Origin of the sequence: Vibrio makurazakiensis (assembly GCF_050337375.1) — a bacterium.
GTDB lineage: Bacteria > Pseudomonadota > Gammaproteobacteria > Enterobacterales > Vibrionaceae > Vibrio > Vibrio makurazakiensis.
This window is the reverse complement of sequence record NZ_JAKJSW010000029.1, coordinates 10889-31766: the sequence shown is the minus strand read 5'-3', so window position 1 is coordinate 31766 and position 20878 is coordinate 10889. Positions and strand designations below refer to the sequence as shown.

Below are 20878 nucleotides of genomic sequence, written 5' to 3'. Positions count from 1 at the left end.
CTATACAGTCTACGCTTTCAACGTTTTGTAGTCTGGTAGATCCGGCGCAATTTCAAAATGCTGTTTTACTTGTGGTTCAGCCTCAGGGTAAAAGTCACATGGAACAAACGCTGTAAATAACTGATTATCCGCTGGGTGATAAAAGCTTAATTCACACGCATGTAAATCCAACCTATCTGAATGCGCCAATGCTTCCGGCGTGGCATAAAATTCATCGCCAACAATAGGATGACCGATTTCCATAGTGTGGACCCGTAATTGATGAGAGCGCCCAGTAATTGGCAATAACCGTAACAAAGTGGTGCGCTCTTCATGATGGACAACTTGGAAGCGAGTTTGAGAGGGCTTGCCATCATCGTGACAAWCTTTTTGCCTTGGTCGATTAGGCCAATCGCAGATCAAAGGGAGATCAATCAAGCCCTCAGCTTCCTCTACTTTACCCCATACACGAGCATAATAAATTTTGTGAGTTAAGCGATATTGAAACTGCTTTTTCAATGAGCGCTCAGCTTCTTTATGCTTCGCTAGTAACATTAAGCCTGAAGTCGACATATCTAAGCGATGCACAACCTGGATTTCTGGAAATTCGGCAACCAAGCGGCTCCACATACTATCGTAATGTTCAGCTAATCTTCCAGGCACAGAAAGTAAACCTGACGGCTTATTCACAACCAAGATATCGTCGTCTTGATAAACGATATCGATCCAAGGATCCGTTGGTGGAGTGTATTCCAACATTGCCATTTAAAACCTCACAAAAAAGCCCGAGTTTAAGCTCGGGCTTTATTTAATTTATCAGCCTAAAAAGGCTATTTTAGTTATGCGAAACCACAATTAAGCGTAATGAATCGAGTTGTACCTGCGCTTTTGCAATGTAACCCGTTAGCTGAGCGATTTGTGTTTCAATCGCTTCTAACTCTTCATCACGAATATTCGGGTTTACCGCTTTTAATGCCTGTAGACGTTCAAGCTCACCATTTAGGTTCGCCTGCATGTCTTTCTGAGCTTGCTCACGAATCGCTTCCACTTTAGGTAGAACCTGCGTTTCACCCGCTTCAATCAACTTATGTACTTCAGCTTGAACCGAAGTCACCAGCTTGCTCGCTAGGTGGCGATTCACTGGGCTTAATTGACGGTTAAAGCTATCAAATTCAACCTGTGCTGAAAGATCATTACCACGGCCATCCATCATTAAACGAATTGGCGTTTGTGGTAAGAACTGGCTAATGCCACTGCGCTTGGGCGCTTGAGCATCAACAAGGTAAATAAGCTCAAGAAGAATGGTACCAACAGGTAACGCTTTATTCTTAAGCAGTGATACAGCAGAAGCACCAACACCTTCGCTCAGTAGTAAATCAATACCACCTTGGATCATCGGGTGTTCCCAGCTAATGAAGTTCATATCTTCACGAGAAAGCGCCGTTTCACGATCAAATGTGATCGTCGCACCTTCGTAAGGTAAACCAGGGTAACTTGGCACCATCATGTGTTCAGAAGGCGTAACAACTAATGCGTTTTCGCCTTTATCATCTTGATTCAAACCTATGGTATCAAACAAGCTTAACGCGAATGTCACTAAATTAGTGTCACCATCTGTCGCTGCAATTTTCTCAGCGATTTCAGCGGCTTTATCGCCACCGTTTGAATGCATTTCTAATAAACGGTCACGACCTTTTTCCAGATCAGCTTTCAACGATTGATTTAGCTTAGCGGACTCTTCAATCACTTCATCCAGTTGTTCGGTATTACCAGATGCCAGCATTTCAATCAGGTCAGAAGAGAATTTGTCGTAAACTGTGCGACCAGTTGGACACGTCTCAGCGAAAGCGTTTAAGCCTTCATCAAACCAACGCGCAAGAATCGCTTGCGACGTTCCTTTCAGATAAGGGACATGAACATCAATGTCACGTAATTGACCAATACGGTCCAAACGGCCGATACGCTGCTCTAACAAGTCAGGGTTGAACGGTAAATCGAACATGACTAACTGGTTAGCGAACTGGAAGTTACGACCTTCAGAACCGATCTCGCTACAAATAAGAACCTGAGCACCGCCCTCTTCTTGAGCAAAGTAAGCAGCTGCTTTATCACGTTCTAAAATCGACATACCTTCATGGAAAACAGTCGCACGCACACCTTCACGCTCGCGTAATGCTTGTTCAAGCTGTAGCGCTGTACTTGCACGAGATGCTATCACTAAGATTTTTTCACTGCGCTTATCTTGGATCTTGTCTAACAACCAATTCACACGTGAATCGAATTGCCACCAGCTTGAGTCTTCCCCTTCAAACTCTTGGAAAATCTCTTCTGGGTAAAGCATCTTCATAGCACGAGCTTCTGGTGCCATTTTGCCACCGATCATGCCCGATACACGCATTGAAGTAGTGTATTGGCTTGGAATATCCATAGGCAACAGGTGAACGTTACGTTTAGGGAAACCTTTAATCGCAGCACGCGTGTTTCTAAACAGAACTCGACCAGTGCCGTGACGATCCATCAAGTTATCAATCAACTCTTGGCGCGCGGCTGCTTTATCTTCTTCAGTACTATCACTTTCAATGATACGGAATAGAGGCTCAACATCTTGCTCTGAAAGTAATTCTGTAATTTGATTCTTTGCGTCAGCTTCTAGTTTGATACCTGAAAATAGGGCTGTCACCGCATCGGCAACTGGCGCATATTGATCTTCTTCAGCCACAAACGCTTCGTAATCATAGAAACGGTCTGGATCTAATAAACGAAGGCGAGCAAAGTGACTTTCACGACCAAGCTGTTCAGGCGTTGCTGTTAACAAAAGTACGCCAGGAGTATTTTCAGCTAGGCCTTCAACTACTTGGTACTGACGGCTTGGTTTCTCTTGGCTCCACTCTAGATGGTGCGCTTCATCGACAACTAATAGATCCCACTCACCTTCTAACGCTTGTTCAAAACGCTTACGGCTCTTACGTAGAAAATCTAAAGAACACAGTACATATTGCTGGGTATCAAATGGGTTGTCCGACTCAGCGAATGCTTCAATACAACGCTCTTCATCGAAGATAGAAAAGTGCAAGTTGAAACGACGCATCATTTCAACTAGCCATTGGTGCTGCAACGTTTCAGGAACCACGATAAGAATACGCTCAGCACGACCAGCCAACACTTGTTGGTGAATGATCATGCCAGCTTCAATAGTTTTACCTAAACCTACTTCATCAGCAAGCAATACACGTGGTGCGTGACGGCGGCCAACTTCATGGGCGATATACAACTGGTGCGGAATTAAGCCAGCACGCATCCCACATAAGCCACGCATTGGGCTTTTATGCTGCTGGTACTGATTGCTTAAAGCACGGTAGCGCAAAACAAAGTTATCCATGCGATCAATTTGACCCGCATAGAGTTTGTCTTGAGGCTTATTAAAGCGAATTTGATTACTTAAGAAGATTTCACGTAATGCAATACCTGCTTCTTCAGTGTCTTCACGGGTACCAAGGTAAGTGAATAGCCCTTGATCTTCGATGACTTCTTCAACTTTCAGTGACCAGCCTTCTTGAGCTTCTATTACGTCACCAACATTAAAGGTTACTCGGGTTACGGGAGCATCAGTACGTGCATAGACACGGTTTTCTTCTGACGCTGCATACATTAGTGTCACAGTTCGAGCATCCATTGCTACAACGGTACCTAAACCTAAATCGCTTTCCGTATCGCTAATCCAGCGTTGCCCCAAAGCAAATGTCATGAATCGACTACCTCATCTTCTTATGTGTCATTAAGTCTATTTTAAAAATTGAACATTCTTATATTAGTCAAAAATGTTCAATTTGCCGCCACTTTTAAATGCAGCTCACGATAATAAAGCTTGTGAGTAAATGGCGTCGAAAAAGGTCGCTAATCTTACTTGAAGCTGTGATTTAGGTCACGCTTAAAGGGTACGTTTCAGTGCTTTTTTTTCCAATATCGATACTGAAATCAAACTGTCAAAAACTCGTGCCTAATCTAGTTGCGACAGATTGCTATACTCATACTAACGATGGGTATTTTTGTTGGTTAAAAATACTCATCTGGTATCAATTAGGTTTGCGAGTAAGTCGTTGAGTAGCCTACTGAAGTACCAAACTAAGTAGACGCTCTACAACCTCTGCTGGCAATAAGTTAATGCTAGGCAAGCCGCACTGCGGCAAGGAGATGCTATGGGCGATACCGATCGGAAACTGTTTGTTTTGGATACCAATATCCTACTTCATGAACCCTTCGCCATTTACTCATTTCATGAGCACGACGTTGTAATCCCTATGACTGTGCTTGAAGAGCTAGACCGAATTAAAGACAGCAAGCGTGATGTTGCTCGCGATGCTCGTGTTGCCATTCGTGCTTTAGAAGACCTTTTCCACGATGCCACCCCTGATAAAATTTCAGAAGGGGTCCCATTTACTAATGACACTGATGCCTCTGGCACTATATCCATTCTTGCTGATTTTGAATTACAAGAAACCGTTAAAGCCTTTTCAGATAAGGCTGGTGATAATCGTATCCTCAATGCGGTTATCTACTTGCAAAACAAGCGGGCTCCTCGACAAGTCATCCTTATCACCAAAGACATCAACATGCGCCTACGAGCCAAAGGTGCTGGCGTTCGTTTTGTTGAAGACTATCAAACCGACCAGTTAATTGATGATGTGCAATATCTCACCAAAGGCTTCCAAACTCGTAAGGGGAGTTTTTGGCAAGACATCGATCAAGTTGAAAGCAAAGTATTCGACGGTAAAACATTGCACACACTCGACCGAGAACCTTTTGAACCGACTTTCATTAATCAGTATATCCTTGATGAAGAAAGTGATTTTGCAGGTCGGATAGAAGAAATAACCCCGGAAACGGTGACTCTGAGAGATCTAAGCCGCGAACGCATGATGCATCGTCGAGCCTGGGACATTACTCCTAAAAACATTTATCAGGGGATGGCTATGGATGCGCTACTAGACCCTGAAATTGATCTGGTGATCTTAACTGGCGCTGCGGGGAGTGGTAAAACCTTACTTGCTATGGCCGCCGCGCTAGAACAAACCATCGAACGAAGCATGTTTGATAAGATCATCGTCACTCGTAATACTCCTGATATCGGAGAGTCCATTGGCTTTCTACCTGGCACAGAAGAAGAGAAAATGCTGCCTTGGCTTGCTGCAGTAACCGATACACTAGAGGCTCTACACAAGAATGATCATTGTACCGAAGGGTCAATGAAGTACATTTGCGATAAAGCCAACATTCAATTCAAATCGATTAACTTCATGCGTGGACGTTCCATCCAAAATGCTTTTGTTTTACTGGATGAATGCCAAAACTTAACGGCCTCTCAAATCAAAACCATCATTACTCGATGTGGTGAAGGGACTAAGATTGTCTGTTCCGGTAACCTTGCTCAAATTGATTCACCATACTTAACCCCGGTAACATCAGGGTTAACTTATATGGTTGAGAAATTTAAGAATTTTGAAGGCAGCGCCAATATCCACTTGAATGGCGTGGTTCGTAGCCGACTGGCAGAGTTTGCAGAAGAAAACATGTAATCATTAATTAGGTGTAATTAAGGTAAGGCGAATAAAAACCTATCTATAAATTACAAACCCTAAGATCAAAAAAGCGCTTCAATCGAAGCGCTTCCATTATTCTAATTGTCAGAGTTGAGAAGCTACTCAGTACCACCGACCGTTAGAGAATCAAGTTTTAGTGTAGGTTGACCAACACCGACAGGAACACTTTGCCCCGCTTTACCACAAACTCCCACACCTCGGTCAAGGCTTAGGTCATTACCGACCATCGACACTTGTTGCATCGCTTCAATACCAGAACCGATCAAGGTAGCACCTTTCACTGGGTGAGTGATTTTACCATTTTCAATCATGTACGCTTCTGACGCTGAGAAAACGAACTTACCAGAAGTTATATCAACTTGTCCGCCGCCAAAGTTCGGTGCATAAATACCTTTTTCAACCGTTGCAATGATCTCTTCTGGTGTATGTTCACCTGGCAACATGTACGTATTAGTCATGCGTGGCATAGGTAAATGAGCGTAAGACTCACGACGACCGTTACCAGTAGGAGCAACGCCCATTAAACGAGCATTGAGTTTATCTTGCATGTAGCCTTTCAATACACCATTTTCAATTAGTGTATTGTATTGGCCATTTACACCTTCATCATCGACGTTAAGTGAACCACGAAGATCTTTCAGCGTGCCGTCATCAACGATAGTACATAAGCTAGACGTTACTTGATCGCCTACTTTGCCAGAGAATACCGATGACTCTTTACGGTTGAAGTCACCTTCTAGACCGTGGCCTACAGCTTCATGAAGTAATACACCAGGCCAGCCAGAACCAAGAACAACAGGCATTGCACCAGCAGGGGCTGCAACAGCTTCAAGGTTCACTAGTGCTTGGCGAATAGCTTCATCGGCAAATTGATACGCTACTTGTGAGCCTTCACTATCGCTTAAAAAGAAGTCGTAACCAAAACGACCACCGCCACCAGCACTACCGCGCTCACGACGATCACCCTTCTGAGCTAACACACTGATAGAAAGTCGAACTAATGGGCGAATATCACCTGCGTAAGTACCATCAGTCGCAGCCACAAGCATTTGCTCATGAACACCGCTTAGACTAACTGATACCTCTTGAACCATAGGCTCTTTAGTACGGATATACGCATCAAGAGCTTTTAGCAACTCAGTCTTCTGCTGCTTTTCCCAACTTGCTAATGGGTTAACCGCATCGTAATACGCTTGATTTTGATTACGCTTAAACGCTTGAACCGTTCCGTTCTTACCTTGCTGCGCAATACCACGAGCAGCAATCGCACTTTGTTTCAGACCGTCTAATTGAATTTGGTCAGAGTAAGCAAAACCTGTTTTTTCACCCGTTACAGCTCGAACACCAACACCACAATCAATGTTGAATGAACCGTCTTTAATGATGCTGTCTTCTAAGACAAGAGATTCATGCCAGCTTGATTGGAAATAGATATCAGCGTAATCAATTTGACGCGTAGCAATACTCGCTAAAGTATCAGCAATATCTTGCTCAGTTAACCCGGTCGGTTTTAGTAGTGCATCTTCAATCTGATTAATGCTCATATCTAGCTCTTATTATTAATTTGAAAGTGGTTATTGAATCGAGTGTGTCGTTCAATTGGCATATTACGCCGTACTTGTTCGTTTACCGCCAGATCAATATCAGCAAACATACTGCCAGCCGCTTGATCTAACTGATTAATTATTCTTCCCCATGGATCAATCACTAACGAATGTCCCCATGTTTCCCTGCCACAAGGGTGAACGCCTCCTTGCCCGACAGCAACAATCCAGCATTGCGTTTCAATAGCTCGGCTACGTAGTAACACTTCCCAATGCGCCTCGCCAGTAACAGCGGTAAAAGCAGCAGGAACCACTATGACCTGGGCACCCTCTCTCACTAATTGAGAGTATAGGTGTGGAAAGCGCACATCATAGCAAATACTCAGACCAAGGTGAGCAAAAGGCGTCTCTAGAGTAACGACTTTATTACCCGCAGTGAAGGTATCTGACTCTCGATAGCGTTTATGCCCATCAGCCACATCGACATCAAACATATGTAACTTATCGTAATGGCCGACTAGAGAACCAAAGTCATCGAAGACTAAAGTGGTTGTCGTCACACCATGTTCGCTCTGAATTGGCATACTACCTATCACGAGCCAAATGCGGTGCTGTTTGGCAATTCGGGCCAGTTTTTTTTGAATTGGCCCATCAGCTAATCGCTCAGCATGCTCATGATAATCAGCACGAGAGCCAAAAATGATTGCATTTTCAGGGGTCACTATCCATTGCGCCCCTTGATTCGACAAGACTTTGACCTGTTGTTCAATCCATTCAATATTTTCGAGTGGATCTGGCCCTGATGTCATTTGAATAATACCAACACGTCCCATGTGTTTTCCTACTTTATCTTTACTTAGCCACTACTACTGGGCTTCTTTTCTGAGTTTTTCAGGCAGTTTAAATTCGCCACGACTACGTGATAGCTCTTTAACGGTTGGTGAGTCTAATGGCCCTTTCACCTCATAGTTAACCTGAGTAAACACCTCAACTACGGGTGAAATAACCGTCGTGATCGCCAATACATAAAGAGCCGTTTGTGGCGTCACTGCAAAAGCCGTAAGAACTGGAATACCAGAGGTAATATCTGGAGTGAAATTAACCTCAGCATCAACAAGTCGAGTATTCAGGTCAGCCATTCCGCTGATCTTCATTTCACCCGCGACAGCATCCATCTCTATGTTGTTAGTGACAAATACACCATCTTGCATTTCACCGCTGCCTGTAATTGAATTAAAGGCCATACCTTTATCAAAAACATCGGTAAAATCGAGCTGCATTTTTCGAATAATCGAGTCTAAGCTAAATAGCCCTAATAAACGTGCAGCCCCACTAACGTCAGAAATAACACCTTTGCCAAATTTTGTTTTAGCCGAGCCATCTAAGGTTGTTGTATCAACCCCCCAAGGAGAGCCATTCCAGGTTGCATTTGCTTCTAGCTCGAATGGCGCTTTTTGAATGCCTGATGTGATACCAAAACGCTCCATTAAGTCACTGTTATTCTCACCTTTTACATCTAAGTTCAGCTTCGATTGACTCACATCTCCAGCTAGCTTCCACCAACCATCGACATCAAGTTCAACGCTACCACTACGAATCTGGAATTTTTTCCATTCAAGGCGGTCATCTTGGCGCTGTAAGTCGACATTCACCTTGCCAACTTTATAGCCTTGTAACCAAAAATCTTCGATCAATAAAGTCAGGTTTGGCATCATTTCATGGATTTTTCGGTCAAAATCAGAAATAAGTGGTGCCGACTTTTCTTTCGCCTGGATGAGTGAATCCGTTTCATCTTTCTTATCCCATTCAGGAACAAAAATGTGCAATCGGTCTAGTGAAACCGTTAAGTCATAAGGCTCTAAATAGTTGATATCACCTTCGACTTCCTGGCTTTTCACTTCCATCTGCCAAGCTAAATTCTTTTTACGCGCACTAAAATCAACATCATTCCACTTAATACCACCTAAAGTGACTTCCTTACTTTGTAAAGAAAGTTTCTTCGGCATTGGTATTTCCGGTGTTTTCATTTGGCTTAATACAGCAACGGAAGCGACTTCAGGCTCCACGAAGAAAGTTGACCATTTATCTATATCGAACTTATCGGTTCGAACAAGGGCTTGATGCCCTGCTACAGGGCTAATTTTAAAGCCGCCACGCCCAATAACTAAATTCGTTGCAGTCAGTACCGGGACATCACCGGTTATATCAATTTCTGTTTGATACTTAGTATTCGGCAGTTGAACACGTGCAGTAATCGACTCCTGATTACCAGATGCTTGTAACCTAGCTGAACCACTTTCAAGTGAAGACTTGGTAAGCGGGTACGGGTATTTGCTTTCAATAAACTTAAGATCAGACTGAAGATCGAGCTGATAGGTAAAACCGACATCATTAAGCTGAATATCAATACCAGACTGCCAAGGAGCATGACCGGATATAGGTGAAAGCCAACGCTCACCGACGTATGGAATTAGCGGTTCTACGTCCCAATCACCCAATACATCGATATTAACGGCATAGCCAGCCCCGTCATTTTCCCCTTTAAAATCAACAGAGATTGCCTGCTTTAACAACTCAGCAGATAGGCCATTCGCGTTGATCACATCATTATCAAATTCAATACGACCAGTCACATTTTCCAATGTCATCGGCGGCGCTTCGATATCCACATGATTGCCCGCTAGATCAGCGTACCCCCAAGCTCTTGGCTCTATGTCTGGTGTAAAAGGAATGTTTAAATGAAATTCAGAGGTAACATCCCCACTCACTTGAAGTGCAGTCAAAGCAGCACCAACCGAGTCCACCAAAGGTGTCGCAGTCATGTAATCTCGAACTGAATTACCAGAAGCAGTAGCGCTCGCTGTTATTTCAATATGACCATTTTCAGCAAGGTCTGGTATCTGCCCTGTTATGCGCTTTGCTTTAACATCCATTAATTGAGCAGAGCGAGAGTCGAGGTACATTGCTTCATTTTCAAATAACAGATCAAGCTGTAAATCGGTAATGGTTGGCCAAGCGGTATCGAAGCTAAATTTAGCGTCTTCTAACCCTACCCAAATTTGAAAAATACCTTGGTTTTCTTTGTATGGGAAATGCGTCAATTCACCATGCCAAAGCAATTTAACTGTTTCGGCGTGACCGCCTTGGATAGCTGTTGAAAGGTAATCGGTGAGATCCTGTCCTAATGCCAGTGTTGGTAAGTAGCGCCAGGTTTCACCCGCATTGTATGCGTCGGCCTCACCATAAAAAGAAAGAAATGCATTTCCTTCTTTAGGGAAATCTAAGCGGAATGCTCCTAAGACTTGTAAATCTGGAGTAGCTGCTGTGACTTTATCTGACCATAAACGCCATCCTTCGTCGTCACTTTGCCAAACAATATTGACGAGACCTTGCTTGATATTCAATGGCGCTTGGAAAACATCACCGTATGGGAAAACATCATCAATAACCGAAATAGTGGCTTTTGCTTCCGTTGCTGTTCCTGATAGCGAGCCAGTAACATGATTGAAACCGGGAAGTAAGTCCCACTGCTTCATCGAAGCATCTGTTATTTCTGCTGAATACTTTAGAGTATCGAGCCCACCAGACATAGACACGCGTACATCTTCAATCACCCCGCCCGGAGACAAAATAGAAAGCATTTCACTAGAGTCCGTTGACTCTGGCAATAGCTTGATCAAGGGAGTAAGAGTCTGAATCTCCACTTGTGATACGTTCAATTGCCAAAAATCAGATTGCCAATCAAAAGCAATATCAAGCTCCGGCCACTCTAGTTCATCGGTACGTAAGTTAAGTGAGTGACCATTTACTTGCCAACCACTTTCAGTTGGAACGAGTTTGAAAACACCAGATTCAAAAATCAGATCGTGCTTTGCACCTTCTTCCCAGCTCAGCTCCGATGGCAGTACTTCAACATAAGCATCTGTCGGTTTACTGTTTTTTAATGTCAGCCAGCTATTAAAACTTACTGTACCTGTCTCAATACCAGACTCAGTTTGAATATACTGAGTCAGCCACGGCTTAACAGAGATATGCTCTGCACTAACGTAAAACTCACCGGTTACATTAGCTAGTGACCCATTATCAATAAAGTTAGCACTTACTGACAAAGAGTTGATATCGGTACCCGCAACGCTAACCACCCCTTCAGCAAGGTGATGCTTGCCCGAGTTTCGCCACTTTAACCGATCAATATCTAACTGACGGTCTTCGTTAGAAATCGTGGTGTATAGGATAACTGAATCGTTCAGTGTGAAATCAATAAGAGTTCGCAGTAATAAGTTATCAAGCTCAGGAACAAGGTTTGAGGACGAGCTAGGCTCTGGGGTTGTAGGCTGTGAAGTACCTTTAGCTTTACTCCCTAAGATATCTAGGGGGCGTACGTCCAAGTACAATTCATTCATTGTTAAATCAGCCACAACAGGCCTTAAAGTAAAGATGGATTGAATTAGATCAAACTCAATCTCTAAACGCTCAACAGAGAAATGAACACCTTCATTGCGTGGTAAGTTGGCTTTAACGCCTTGTAAGGCGATTGAGGGATGGGTATTGCGCCAAAAACCACTCACTTCAGTAATGGTGAACCCCAGTTCTGAGGCACCATTAACCCAAGTTTCAATTTCAGATTTATAGCTATTAAGATTAGGTAAGGTGATTCGCAGTGCAGTCACGGCTACAGCTAAGATCACCAAAGCTGTAACGATTAACCACAAACACCCTCGCAGAAGGCGAGTAACAATAGGGCTCACAAAATATCCATTACATCATTACAACGTCAAACTGTTCCTGAATATAAAGCGGTTCTGCTTGAATCTTCACTTGTTTACCAATGAAGACTTCAAGTTCAGCGACGGCATGTGACTCATCACCTTCTAAAGTTTCAGCAACCGCAGGTGAGGCATAAACCACAAATTTATCAGCATCATAAGCGCGATTAACACGAGTGATTTCGCGTAATATCTCAAAGCAAACCGTTTCAACTGTCTTAACGCTTCCTCGACCTTCACATGTCGGACAGCTAGAACACAAAATATGTTCAATGCTTTCACGAGTGCGCTTTCGAGTCATCTCTACTAAGCCTAGTTGAGTGAAACCGTTAATATTAGTCTTCACTCGATCTTTATCTAATGCAGCCTCTAAAGAAGTAAGTACACGCTTACGGTGCTCTTCTGAAAGCATATCAATAAAGTCGATAATAATAATGCCACCGAGGTTACGCAGTCGTAGCTGACGAGCAATAGCTTGAGTTGCTTCTACGTTAGTATTGAAAATCGTTTCTTCTAGGTTACGACGTCCTACAAATGCACCAGTATTGATGTCAACCGTCGTCATTGCTTCTGTTTGATCAATGATGAGATAACCACCAGACTTTAGTTCAACTTTTCTATCTAAAGAACGTTGGATTTCATTTTCGGTGTCGTACATGTCGAAAATAGGCTTATCTCCCTCGTACAACTCCAACTTACTGGTCAGTTCAGGGACATATTCAGATGTAAATTCTTTTAGATTCTCAAATTCAAGGCGAGAGTCGATCTGAATTTTACTCAGCTCAGTGCCTACAAAGTCTCGAAGGATACGCTGAGCTAAGCCAAGCTCACCATATAGGCGTGTGCGCGACTTATGCTTGCCACGACGCTCTAGTACTTTGAGCCATAAACGTTTAAGGAATGCCGCATCTTGTGACAGTTCATGTTCATCTGCACCTTCTGCGGCAGTACGAATGATAAAGCCACCATGTTCATCACAGTAATGTGATACGACTTTTTTTAAACGATTACGTTCAGATTCACTTTCAATACGCTGAGACACACCAACATGGCTTGCCCCAGGCATGAAAACTAAATAACGAGAAGGGAGTGTGATATCCGTTGTTAGACGTGCGCCTTTAGTTCCTAAAGGGTCTTTAACAACTTGCACGACAATGTCTTGCCCTTGACGAACCAGTTCCGAAATATCGCGAACTTGAAACTGCTTTTTCTCATTTTCAGCGACACACTCGGTATGCGGGACAATATCTGATGCATGTAGGAAAGCCGCTTTTTCTAGACCAATGTCTACAAATGCAGCCTGCATTCCAGGTAGAACACGGCTTACTTTCCCTTTATATATATTACCAACAAGGCCGCGGCGTGCATCACGCTCGATATGGATTTCTTGAAGGGTTCCACCTTCAACCATGGCCACACGAGTTTCACTCGGGGTCACGTTCAACAGCAACTCAGCACTCATTGTGCACCTCAAAAATTAATTATAAAAATTTGTGCAAGAGCTGGTCAGTTTCGAATAAAGGCAAACCTACTACAGAGTGAAAACTACCTTCGATTCGGGTGACGAAACGCCCCCCTAATCCTTGAATTCCATAACTACCAGCCTTATCGCATGGTTCCCCAGATAACCAATATTGTTCTATTTCTTTTTCACTAAGGGACTTAAACCATACGTCAGTAGTAACAACTACTGTTTGCTGTTCTTTTTCTGATACCACAGACACCGCTGTCATCACTTGATGTTGATTTCCAGAAAGCTGGAGTAACATTCGTTGTGAGTCCGCAAAATCTTGTGGTTTTTCTAATACTTTTCCATCAATGACGACGACAGTATCTGAACCAAGAACCACACTGTCTTTATCCGCTAAGGCCAACCCCGCAATAGCTTTATCATGAGCAAGTCTTTGAACATACTCATGAGCAGACTCATGTTCTTGTTTAACTTCTTCAACGTCTGTTTTAAGAACCGTAAATTCATACCCCAATTGAGTGAGCAGCTCTTTACGACGCGGAGACCCCGAAGCTAATACCAATTTAAAATCAGTCGTCATTTCTTTACCTTACATGCCAATGACGACGAACACGCCGCATTAACAAAAACATCCATGGCCAAAGTATACCGTTTATCAGCGCACTCCAAAGAGATAATGGATTGAATACAACATCTTGGATCAAATATTCGCCAGAAAATATCAATACTTCAAACAATACGGTTAACGCTGCAATAATCATAGCTTGTTGCCACAGCGCCATATTACGAATGACCAAAAAGTTCAAAGCAATAAGATAAACGATGATAGACATCATCATGCCACGAATGCCAAGGGTTGAACCAATTAAGATATCCCAGAAAATACCCAATATTAAGGCTGTTCCAACATTCACACGATGCGGTAATGCAAGAACCCAATAACATGTAACAAGCAACAACCAAGACGGTCGTAGCAAATCCAAACTACCCGGCCACGGGATCGTTTGTAATGTTAGGGCAATTAGGAATGAGCACCCAATTACGATTTTGCTCTTCAATACACTATTGGCCATCATTCCCCTCGCCTAGCTCTTCATCAAAGCTCGATTCACCCGCTTGTTTCTGGCGATCTTCATTCGGCCAAATCAGCAGTAGATAGCGTAATCGATCAAACTCTACGACTGGCGTCGCTTTGATCGCAGCGAACTCTCTTCGAGGATCATAATTAACAGACTCAACATAAGCCACGGGGTACCCCTCAGGGTAAACACCACCTAAGCCAGAAGTCACGAGTAAATCTTCCTGTTGAATATCCGTACTAGTAGGAATGTGCTGTAACTGAATTTCATCAACCTTGCCATTACCAGACGCAATCACACGAATATCATTTCGAATCACTTGCACGGGAATTGCGTTATTTGCATCTGTTAATAACAGAACTCGGCTATTGTGCGCAGCGACAAACGTCACCTGTCCGACAATACCTTTCTCATTGATCACCGGCTGACCTTCGTACACACCATCAATTTGACCTTTATCGATCACGACTTGATGACGGTATGGTGAAGTATCAACGGCCATAACTTCTGTTACGACCTTTTTCTCATCTCTAATAAATGGAGAACCCAGGAGTTTACGCAGACGCTGATTTTCTTCTCGATATTGATCAAGGAGGATCATGTCACTTTTCAAGCGCAGTACTTCACGCTTAAAGCTGGCGTTAGACTCAATCAGCCCTTTACGAGTATTAAAACGGTCATAAACACCATCAAACATACTTCGAGGTAAGTTTGCAGCGTATTGAATGGGTGCCACCATGCTATTTAAGAAATAGCGCACATTAGAGAAAGTATCTAAACGACTATCAGCCAGCATAAGGCTGGCTGATATTGTTATAGCAAAAAACAGGCGCAATTGCAGAGAAGGGCCTCTACCAAAAATTGGCTTCATTTTATTCTTTGGTCCTAGGGCTACATTTGATCCTATTACTGAGTTCTAAGCTCTAGATGAACTAGAGCCTAACCACTCAAATTATTATTCTTCGCTGAACAGATCACCACCATGCATGTCGATCATCTCTAGGGCTTTACCACCACCAAGAGCAACACACGTTAATGGTTCTTCTGCTACTACAACTGGAATTCCAGTTTCTTCTGTCAGCAGACGATCGAGATCTTTAAGTAGTGCACCACCACCCGTTAGTACCATACCGTTTTCTGAAATATCAGAAGCTAGTTCTGGTGGACATTGCTCTAGAGCAACCATCACAGCAGAAACAATACCTGATAGCGGTTCTTGAAGTGCTTCAAGGATCTCATTTGAGTTTAAGCTAAAGCTACGAGGCACGCCTTCTGCAAGGTTACGACCGCGAACTTCGATCTCTTCTACTTCATCACCAGGGTAAGCAGAACCGATTTCATGTTTGATCTTTTCAGCAGTTGCTTCACCGATCAAGCTGCCGTAGTTACGACGAACATAGTTGATGATCGCTTCATCAAAACGGTCACCACCAATACGCACTGAAGATGAATAAACCACACCATTAAGTGAGATAACGGCTACTTCTGTTGTACCACCACCAATATCAACAACCATTGAACCTGTTGGCTCAGATACTCGTAGGCCAGCACCAATTGCCGCTGCCATAGGCTCATCAATCAAGTAAACTTCGCGTGCACCAGCACCTAACGCAGACTCACGAATAGCACGGCGCTCAACTTGCGTTGAACCACAAGGAACACAAACCAAAACACGAGGGCTTGGTTTTAAAACGCTGTTGTCATGCACTTGTTTGATAAAGTGCTGAAGCATTTTTTCAGTCACATAGAAATCAGCAATTACGCCATCTTTCATTGGACGAATTGCTGAGATGTTACCCGGTGTACGACCAAGCATTTGCTTAGCTGCGTGTCCTACCGCTGCTACGCTTTTTGCTGAACCCGCACGATCTTGGCGAATAGCAACAACTGAAGGCTCATCAAGAACGATGCCCTGGCCTTTTACATATATAAGTGTGTTGGCAGTACCTAGATCAATCGATAGGTCGTTTGAAAACATGCCACGAAGTTTTTTAAACATATTCTTCGCTCATCCTGCAAGAATTAGAAGACAAAAATTGCACTAAATGTACCAATGCCTTGCTTTAACGGCAAGGCATTGAAGTATAAACATGGACTGAAACCCGCATTTTCTTACAGATTCCTAACTTAAGACCCATTATTTAAAGTATTACTGACTTACAAGCCAGGCTCACCTCGGAAAATCACTCGATCATTACCGCGATGGATGCCAAAGGTAACGATAGTTGAAGGATTTTCTTCATCTGCACCATCTTGATCCCAATCAAACATCAACCAAGGCATATCATTCGTTCCGGAATCAAGTCGCTGGAAGATTTCCACTTGCTCTCTTGTCGCAACATTTTGCGATGCGACTAAACCATTCGCAATGCCCTGTGCAACATCGGCAGATCCTGTAAAATTAACGGTAGTCTCTCCGCCAGCAGGCCAAATCACAGTAGGGTTACCATCTATCTCTGCCTCAATATCAGTGAAACTGTCAAACACGTTGTTAATAAAAGCGTCGTCAGTCCAATATTGAACTTGGAGCGGCACTGTAATATCACTTCCTTCTACCCCACCAACATCACTCAAATTGACACGACCAAAGACTACTCGTGGTTGTTCATCAGGTAGCAGCTGCGTTGTCACCCCATCAGGGTCTGTTGGCACTATTTTAAACTGTACAGGATCAGAAAGTGTTGCAGTAGAGATATTCAAAGAGACATTTCGAGCATCCCCACCAGCAAAGTTAAAAGGTCCGTCAGGAGAGAAGTCGGCCTGTTTTTGCCACAATATCTCACCACTATTAAGCGCCCACCGACTACTTAGATAACTTGAATTTGAGCTAATAGACACATTATCGCCATTAAGCAAACGTCCTTCATCCAAATCAAAGAACGCTTGATGGATGGGGTTAAAACCACCGTAATTCTGAGTTTCATTACCTAATATATTATAAGCAGCAACCTCAACCGCAACATTTTCAAACTCTTGATTCATGTAAGTAAAAGCTTGCCCTGCAGGGTCCTCCCAATCATTGTTAAGCGTATTAAAGTAGTCAGGATAAAAGCGACCAATGACTTGGCGATCTTCTTCCAGATCACGGCCAAGATAGACAGCGCTAGTAATAAATTCGATAGAGCCAACTTCACTCCAAGTATGAACCAAGGTATTTAATTCATTATTTGAACTAAATGAAGGGATCACATTAGGTGTAACGGYTCCTGGTTGGGGACTTAATAAATCTGGATATACAACCTCAAAATCCAATTCTAATGGGCCATTATCAAGAGAATAATTGCTTGTAACTGGGTAATCACATTCATCAGCGATACTTGTTGCCGAATCAGGGTGGACTATTGGTCGATAATCAACAGTAAAATCAGTGCCTGCCGATACAAAACCATCTCCTGTAGCCCCACTAGCGGGGTTGTTCTCTCCATCTGATTCAACATTACATATTGCTATTTTCCAAGGCCGAGCATTCACCACAAAGCTACCTGCAAGCATATCAACTCCGCTCTCGGGGCAGCCTGAGATTTCACTACAATCAAAGTTAGCATCGGATAAAGTTACTCTAAACTGACCAGATTCGAGAATAGAGAAAGAGTCGGTTGTTTCACCTCTTTCAAGGGCTTCAAAAATAGGTGAATAGCTAAGAAGATTATCGTCATCTTCTCCGTTAGCTGGTTGCTCAATACTTATACCGACCCCGGGTTCTCCGATATAATCTACAGATGTGGGTGATCCTTGAATATTACAAGACTGCACTTTAGCGGTAACTAAAGATGGCTCTCCAGCTACAACAAATTGTTCTGGTACATCAAATGTAAACGGAACAAAGCTAACAGCACTATTCCCATCGGCATCCACGTCCTTCCATGAGCCACTAACTTGATAACTCTCTAGTCTTGTCGAAGATACATATAACGTTTTCTCACCATTAATAAACTGACTAGAGTAACTTTCGTTCGTTTGTCCACAATTAGAAGCATTATTATCTTCACACCATTTGCCAAATAAAGCCGGTGACATTGAGGCCGTAAATGCATCTTGAACTGTAGTTAGTGTATTTCCATCATCATCAACAACTTTAAACTCAACAGCAGCTAACTCACAGCTTAAAACATGTGATTGCTTTGGTGTTACCACTAAAGAGCCGGAAGGGATTGGAGGCAATGGGCAAGTATAATCCGGCTTATTGATTACAACATTTGAGTTAAAGTTAGTTGTTCTAGCCGTTACTGCACCGTTGATAGTCGTGCTATTCAAAGAAATAAAATCAGCTAGAATGAATCCCTTAAATACTGAATTAGCAACAGAAAAAATCACATTGGCGTCAGGAGCATAAATGGTTGGATAAGCATTGTCAGGTTCGATAGTTACTTTTTGAGAAAACCTAATTTCACTCCGTATATTAATCTGGCTTCCTGCCTCAAAAATATACTGGGTGCTTCCCGAACTGTGATGAAAAGTACCAAACGTAATCATTGAGTTCTTGGGAAAAACAAGCTCGACACCATTACCTGATGATATGTCTAGATTCTCAATATAAGCACCGTCTTTAAATTTAATTCGCACTAAATTGTAATCAGAGCCAACTTTGTTAACCGTAAGCCGAGATAGATTACTTTCAATTACCACGTCTACATTATTACCACTTTCCTGATACGAGCAGAATTCTGACCTGCGTCCACAGTTACTCGCAATATCACCGTTTTGAGCACTAATAGTTAGCTCACCAGATACATTCTGTGCAGGTATAGATTGAATATTACTACCATTAACTTTTCTCAGTTCAGCATATCCATCGTTATTCCCGACATCACAGCCGCTTTCACCACTACATATAGGATGGTTATAGATTTTGTCTAAAGTGTCACTATTGGCATCATCGAACCCTAATAACAAATAATCAGTCTGAGTATGCCAAACATTTTCATCGTAAAGCTCATAATTAGCTGAAGGCTGTTTTAAATATCGACTAACATAATCTTCAGACCAACCACGAAAACGAACCGAGTTATTCGAAATGGTCAGCTCACTGCTCACCCCTGTCCAGCTTTGAATAGGCTCAGGAAACAAGCTACATGCATCAATAGGTATCTCAATTTCTGGAATTTCAAACGCAAAATAGCCTATAGACTCCCAAGCACCATGCTTACGGGTATTTAATGTTGGCGCGTCCTCATCAAATGCAAAAGTAAACTTAGATCTTCCGCGCTCTACGTATTGTTTGCAGTACCGTAACCAACCACCATCCGCACCAGTGCGAGTTTGCTTATTAACGATAACACCAAATTTACTAAAGTCTTTTTGTAGAGAAATTTCATTGTTTAAACATGACCAACCAATTGATCTTGTTTCGGATAATTGCTCTCGCTGCCTAAAATCACCTGCGTTAGCAAATTCTATATTCGATTCATTTTCTTTATCTGTTCCTTGGAATTCAGGAACAGCCAAATAGGCTATTTGTTTTGCAGACGGTGCGGGACCTTGACGCCCTCTCTCTAACGCCAACTTAAAATTGGTTTCTGTTAAACCTGAAATCGCTGTTGTAGCCCACTCACTGTCTTTACCTTGAACTTGAGCCATAATGACAGGGGATTCAATTGAACCACTCTTATAAGCCACTGTTTCCCAATCCCTAGCATTGCAACCCAAACCTCTTCTACATTGAGTTTTTGATGTTTCTATCGTCCCGGCTTCACCGTAAATCGCATCACCATTATTCTTTAAAAACTTCAGTCGCCCCGGCTCAGTAACGAAATAATAAATGGGCGACATTCTGTCAGACGTCGAATTTCCTGGGGCTGATTCACTTTCAATAGTAGCTCCCTCTTTCGAGTTCCAAATGTTAGCAACACTAGACTTCGTCGGAACACTACTGGCAATATCATCAGGATCGATTGTCGACATTAAAAATACAATAGGGTTTTCGTAGCTATTCTGAAAACGAACATTACACCCCTGAGTACAGTCTAAGCCTTCAATAGTTCCAAATTCATAAGAAACTTCTGGCAAAGTTGGGGGAGGTACCACCTCAGAGTCACATTCAACATTCGTTATATCATCATTATCATAAATAGGATTTAGATTACCATTATCTAACGACTTATTTAAAACCTCTACTAACTGGGAATCCTGCCCACTATCAATATCTCTGAGATAATAATGAAGTATATTATTTGAGGCATCATTCGTAATCGTAACTTCATAATCTCTGTCATCGACTAAGTTTTGCTCATTAAAAACATACTCAGAGCCGACTCTCTCTCTTTTCGTGTACCATAATACATGTCCATGATTACCCTGAACTAAGTTAAACGCTTGATAATCATCATCACCTTCCACATGGAATGATATAGTGAAATCATTTTGCCCTTTTAATGAGTCACATTGATTTGCATAAGAGGTCTGAATAAAAAACAAGCTAAACAGAATAAATACAATTTTCATT

12 protein-coding genes are annotated in these 20878 nt (G+C 42.7%); 1 reads left to right on the top strand and 11 read right to left on the bottom strand.

Features of this window, described 5'->3' with window-relative positions; genetic code table 11:
- Nucleotides 1–9 precede the first annotated feature (9 nt).
- Nucleotides 10–744: a bifunctional tRNA pseudouridine(32) synthase/23S rRNA pseudouridine(746) synthase RluA gene (rluA, locus tag L4C33_RS04940; protein WP_428811338.1), complete on the bottom strand. Its 735-nt coding sequence runs from the start codon at nt 742–744 to the stop codon at nt 10–12.
- Between the two features lie 70 nt (nt 745–814).
- On the bottom strand, nt 815–3724 hold the full coding sequence (gene rapA / locus L4C33_RS04935) for an RNA polymerase-associated protein RapA (protein ID WP_428811337.1): 2910 nt from the start codon (nt 3722–3724) through the stop codon (nt 815–817).
- Nucleotides 3725–4175: 451 nt separating this feature from the next.
- Between rapA and L4C33_RS04930 the strand changes: the two genes are divergently transcribed.
- On the top strand, nt 4176–5552 hold the full coding sequence (locus L4C33_RS04930; RefSeq protein ID WP_428811336.1) for a PhoH family protein: 1377 nt from the start codon (nt 4176–4178) through the stop codon (nt 5550–5552).
- 122 nt (nt 5553–5674) lie between these two features.
- On the opposite strand, the gene tldD is transcribed toward L4C33_RS04930, so the two are convergent.
- The 9 genes from tldD to L4C33_RS04885 form a co-directional block, all read right to left on the bottom strand.
- Entirely contained in the window at nt 5675–7120 is a 1446-nt protein-coding gene (gene tldD, locus L4C33_RS04925; RefSeq protein WP_428811335.1) for a metalloprotease TldD, read from the bottom strand.
- Between the two features lie 2 nt (nt 7121–7122).
- Nucleotides 7123–7953, bottom strand: coding sequence for a carbon-nitrogen hydrolase family protein (locus tag L4C33_RS04920; protein WP_428811334.1), 831 nt, complete (start codon nt 7951–7953; stop codon nt 7123–7125).
- A gap of 33 nt (nt 7954–7986) precedes the next feature.
- Nucleotides 7987–11868 (bottom strand): YhdP family protein, encoded by a 3882-nt coding sequence (locus tag L4C33_RS04915; RefSeq protein WP_428811333.1) that lies wholly within the window; start codon nt 11866–11868, stop codon nt 7987–7989.
- 10 nt (nt 11869–11878) lie between these two features.
- Nucleotides 11879–13348 carry a ribonuclease G gene (rng, locus tag L4C33_RS04910; protein WP_428811332.1) on the bottom strand — a complete coding sequence of 490 codons (1470 nt, stop codon included), beginning with the start codon at nt 13346–13348 and terminating at the stop codon, nt 11879–11881.
- A gap of 19 nt (nt 13349–13367) precedes the next feature.
- Nucleotides 13368–13937: a Maf family protein gene (locus tag L4C33_RS04905; RefSeq protein ID WP_428811331.1), complete on the bottom strand. Its 570-nt coding sequence runs from the start codon at nt 13935–13937 to the stop codon at nt 13368–13370.
- A gap of 4 nt (nt 13938–13941) precedes the next feature.
- Nucleotides 13942–14430 carry a rod shape-determining protein MreD gene (gene mreD, locus L4C33_RS04900; protein ID WP_428811343.1) on the bottom strand — a complete coding sequence of 163 codons (489 nt, stop codon included), beginning with the start codon at nt 14428–14430 and terminating at the stop codon, nt 13942–13944.
- Nucleotides 14420–15307 (bottom strand): rod shape-determining protein MreC, encoded by an 888-nt coding sequence (gene mreC, locus L4C33_RS04895; RefSeq protein WP_428811330.1) that lies wholly within the window; start codon nt 15305–15307, stop codon nt 14420–14422. Before mreC ends, mreD begins: the two co-directional genes overlap by 11 nt.
- A gap of 84 nt (nt 15308–15391) precedes the next feature.
- Complete coding sequence (locus L4C33_RS04890) at nt 15392–16435, bottom strand: rod shape-determining protein (RefSeq protein ID WP_017062957.1); 1044 nt, start codon at nt 16433–16435, stop codon at nt 15392–15394.
- 158 nt (nt 16436–16593) lie between these two features.
- Entirely contained in the window at nt 16594–20877 is a 4284-nt protein-coding gene (locus L4C33_RS04885; RefSeq protein ID WP_428811329.1) for a DUF6701 domain-containing protein, read from the bottom strand.
- Between the last annotated feature and the right edge of the window lies 1 nt (nt 20878).

Bases quoted from the DNA above. Each gene is read 5' to 3' on its own strand.
- rapA (WP_428811337.1), bottom strand. From the start codon at position 3,724: ATGACATTTGCTTTGGGGCAACGCTGGATTAGCGATACGGAAAGCGAT.
- L4C33_RS04890 (WP_017062957.1), bottom strand. From the start codon at position 16,435: ATGTTTAAAAAACTTCGTGGCATGTTTTCAAACGACCTATCGATTGAT.
- mreC (WP_428811330.1), bottom strand. From the start codon at position 15,307: ATGAAGCCAATTTTTGGTAGAGGCCCTTCTCTGCAATTGCGCCTGTTT.
- mreD (WP_428811343.1), bottom strand. From the start codon at position 14,430: ATGGCCAATAGTGTATTGAAGAGCAAAATCGTAATTGGGTGCTCATTC.
- L4C33_RS04920 (WP_428811334.1), bottom strand. From the start codon at position 7,953: ATGGGACGTGTTGGTATTATTCAAATGACATCAGGGCCAGATCCACTC.
- L4C33_RS04905 (WP_428811331.1), bottom strand. From the start codon at position 13,937: ATGACGACTGATTTTAAATTGGTATTAGCTTCGGGGTCTCCGCGTCGT.
- tldD (WP_428811335.1), bottom strand. From the start codon at position 7,120: ATGAGCATTAATCAGATTGAAGATGCACTACTAAAACCGACCGGGTTA.
- L4C33_RS04930 (WP_428811336.1), top strand. From the start codon at position 4,176: ATGGGCGATACCGATCGGAAACTGTTTGTTTTGGATACCAATATCCTA.
- rng (WP_428811332.1), bottom strand. From the start codon at position 13,348: ATGAGTGCTGAGTTGCTGTTGAACGTGACCCCGAGTGAAACTCGTGTG.